This window comes from Cohnella sp. GbtcB17 (assembly GCF_019091135.1).
Lineage (GTDB): Bacteria > Bacillota > Bacilli > Paenibacillales > Paenibacillaceae > Cohnella.
This window is the reverse complement of record NZ_JAGXJW010000129.1, coordinates 1-3,650: the sequence shown is the minus strand read 5'-3', so window position 1 is coordinate 3,650 and position 3,650 is coordinate 1. Positions and strand designations below refer to the sequence as shown.

Below are 3,650 nucleotides of genomic sequence, written 5' to 3'. Positions count from 1 at the left end.
GAAGGCCTCAGCGTCCGTTTGTTTTAACGCTCGATGTTCAGTTTTCAAGGAGCAATCTTGTCTTCGCTCTCGGCCCTCTTGCTTGGCAGCCTCTCAGCGGCGACTTGAATAATATATCACAGGCGCCCAGGCGAATGCAAGCTTATTTTTAATAATTATCTATAGGAATTGTCTCCCATGGCCCGGCCTTAAATTTGCATGATTGATGCGCCATGAATGGCGTACCGTATAGATAGAAAGAGACCAAACGTCGCTACGCCCGGTCTCTTTCTTGGCCCCATCCTTTAGGACGAATATACGGCGGTAATAAAGAGATTGCGATCCTTGGCCAGGTTCACGATGTCGCCGAAGATGGACACCATGGGCCGCGTCGGGTTCGCCCTGTCGGTGAACACGATCTCCCCGACACGGTTGTCGTTCAACTGAACGAGCATACCGTTGTAGAACTGCGTGTTGCGTTCAATAAAGCACTGGATCATCAAAGGATCCAGCTTCCCGAACGCTTCCTTCTGCAGCTGCTCGAGCACGATATACGGCGACTGGGCTGTACGGTAAGCACGAGCGGACGTCATCGCATGGTACATGTCCGCGATCGCTATGATCTTGGCGTACGGGTGAATTTTGTCCCCCGTCGCCTTCATCGGGTAGCCGCTGCCGTCGATCCGCTCATGGTGCTGCAGCGCGGTCAGGATGACCCCCTGATTCAGTGACGTGACGCCTTCAAGCAGCTTGTAGCCATAGACGGTGTGCTGCCGCATCTCGGCCAGCTCGTCGGTCGTGAGCCGTCCGGGCTTGCGGAGGATCGTCGAGTCAATCCGCGTATTGCCGATATCGTGCAGCAGTCCCGACAACGCGACCGCCACCCAGTCCTTCTCCGGCAGCTTCATCCACTTGGCGAGCTGGTACCCCGTCAAAGCCGTCAATACGCTGCCGCGAATCCAGGGTTCCGCAGCCGGATCGTAGGGCGGTACGAACGTAAGCACATGATATTCGTCGATATGATCGAGCAGGTCCTTAAGTCCGCCGCGGATCTCGAAGATCGGCAGCTTCTGCCCCGGCCCCATCATCTGAAACGTATGCTTCAGCAGCCTCTCCAACTTCAAGAAGTTCTGATGAAGCGAGGACAGCGGCAGCGACTTGTCTTCCTCGACCTCCAGCAGTTCGGACTCCTCGAGCCCCGCTCTCTTGATGTCCGCATCCGGGATGAGGTACGCCTGCAGGATCTCAAGATCGCGAGCGCTGAGCGTACGGCCCTCCGGAAACAGCATATTGCCGAATGACGTCTGCACTTCGCGCAGCAATAGATCTCCTGTCTGTACTTGCGATATCGGCAGCACAGCCACGACGTAACCTCCCCTTAAATCCGTTCCTTATTCGGAATCTTCCGCGCCATCGATGCCTGCGCCTTCGGCTTCTTCCGCTTCCTCGTCTTCATCTTCGTTGCGCGGCGCTCTCGCTACCGTCGCTACCGAATCTTCATCCTTGATGTTAATCAGCTTGACGCCTTGGGTGATCCGGCCCATCGTGTTGATCGTAGACATGCTCATCCGGATCAACGTGCCGCCGGACGTCATGATCATCAAGTCTTCTTCGTCCTGGACGACCTTAAGGCTGACGATCGTGCCGTTCTTGTCGGTGACGTTCAGCGTCTTGATGCCTTTACCGCCGCGCGTCTGGGTACGGTACTCGCTCAGCTGCGTCCGCTTGCCGTAGCCCTTGGAGGTAACGATGAGCACGGTCTGCTCCGGATCGACGATATCCATGTCGATGACCTCGTCGCCTTCATCCAGCTGAATCCCCTTCACGCCGGTCGAAGAACGACCCATCGAGCGTACGTCTTCTTCGGAGAAGCGAATCGACATACCCTGTGCAGTACCCATAACGACCTCGCGGCTGCCGTCCGTCAGCTTGACGCCGATCAGATCGTCGTCCTCGCGCAGCAGGATCGCGATCAAGCCGACCTTGCGGATGTTCGCATAGTCGTCGAGCGGCGTCTTTTTAACGATACCGCACTTGGTCGCGAAGAACAGGTACTGATTCGGTTCGAACGACTCGACGGGGATGACCGCATTGATCGTCTCGCCCTGCTCGATCTGGATCAGGTTGATGATCGGCGTGCCCCGTGCGGTCCGGCTCAGATCCGGAATCTCGTACGCCTTGAGTCGGAATACGCGTCCTTTGTTCGTGAAGAACAGGAGGAATTGATGCGTATTGGACACGAAAAGCCGCTCGATGAAGTCGTCGTCCTTCGTATCCATGCCGACAACCCCGCGGCCGCCGCGCCGCTGACTGCGGTACGTGGTGACCGGCAGGCGCTTGACGTAGCCGGAATGCGTCATCGAGATGATGACGTCCTCGCGTGGAATCAGGTCTTCGTCGAGAATCTCCTCGTCGCTCGTCGTGATCTCCGTACGGCGTTCGTCGCCGAACCGCTGCTTGATCTCTTCGAGCTCGTCGTGAATGATCTCCAGCACGAGTCCTTCGTCGGCCAGAATCGCCTGATACTCGGCGATCTTCACCATGAGCTCCTGGTACTCCTGCTCGATCTTCTCGCGCTCGAGTCCGGTGAGCCGCTGCAGGCGCATCTCGAGGATCGCCTGGGCCTGATCGTGCGACAGCCCGAACCGCGTCATCAGCCCTTCACGCGCCTGCTCCGTCGTTTGCGAAGCGCGGATCAGCGCGATGACTTCATCGAGATGATCGAGCGCGATGCGCAAGCCTTCGAGAATATGTGCGCGCGCCTGCGCCTTTTTCAGATCGTATTCGGTTCTGCGGCGGATGACTTCAATCTGGTGCTGAATATAGTAATGGAGCACGTCGCGAAGGTTGAGTACCTTCGGCTCCTTGTTCACGATCGCGAGCATGTTGATGCCGAACGTCGACTGCATTGCCGTCTGCTTGTACAGATTGTTCAGGACGACGCTCGGATTGACGTCGCGGCGCAGCTCGATGACGATGCGCATGCCGTTGCGGTCGGACTCGTCGCGCAGATCGGTGATGCCTTCGATCCGCTTGTCCCGCACGAGCTCGGCGATCTTCTCTACGAGGCGCGCCTTAACGACTTGGTAAGGCAGCTCGTGAACGATGATCCGCGCTTTACCGCCGTTCTCCTCGATCTCGGCGCGGGCGCGCATCGTGACCGAGCCGCGTCCCGTGCTGTAAGCCTGCCGGATGCCTTGGCGGCCAAGGATAAAGCCGGCGGTCGGGAAGTCGGGGCCCGTGATGTACTCCATCAGATCAAGAGCCGTCAGCTCCGGATTCTTGATCAGTGCCTGCGTACCGTTGATGACCTCGGTCAGGTTGTGCGGCGGAATGTTGGTCGCCATGCCCACCGCGATACCCGTCGTGCCGTTGACCAGCAGGTTCGGGAACCGCGACGGGAGCACGTCCGGCTCCTGCTCTTCGCCGTCATAGTTAGGGACGAAGTCGACGGTCTCTTTGTTGATGTCGCGAAGCATCTCCATCGCGATCTTCGACAGGCGCGACTCCGTATAACGCATCGCTGCCGCCATGTCGCCGTCGATGGAGCCGAAGTTGCCGTGACCCTCTACGAGCGTATAGCGGAGCGAGAAGTCCTGCGCCATCCGGACCATCGTCTGGTAGATGGAGGAGTCGCCGTGCGGGTGATACTTACCCATGACGTCGCCGAC

2 protein-coding genes are annotated in these 3,650 nt (G+C 58.2%); both read right to left on the bottom strand.

Annotated elements, in window-relative coordinates; all coding sequences use genetic code 11:
• Window positions 1-284: 284 nt before the first annotated feature.
• Entirely contained in the window at window positions 285-1,343 is a 1,059-nt protein-coding gene (locus tag KVT38_RS33185) for an HD-GYP domain-containing protein (protein WP_217598016.1), read from the bottom strand.
• A gap of 27 nt (window positions 1,344-1,370) precedes the next feature.
• Window positions 1,371-3,650, bottom strand: a 2,280-nt coding sequence (gene gyrA, locus KVT38_RS33180; RefSeq protein WP_217598015.1) for a DNA gyrase subunit A, incomplete at its 5' end; no start/stop codon positions are given.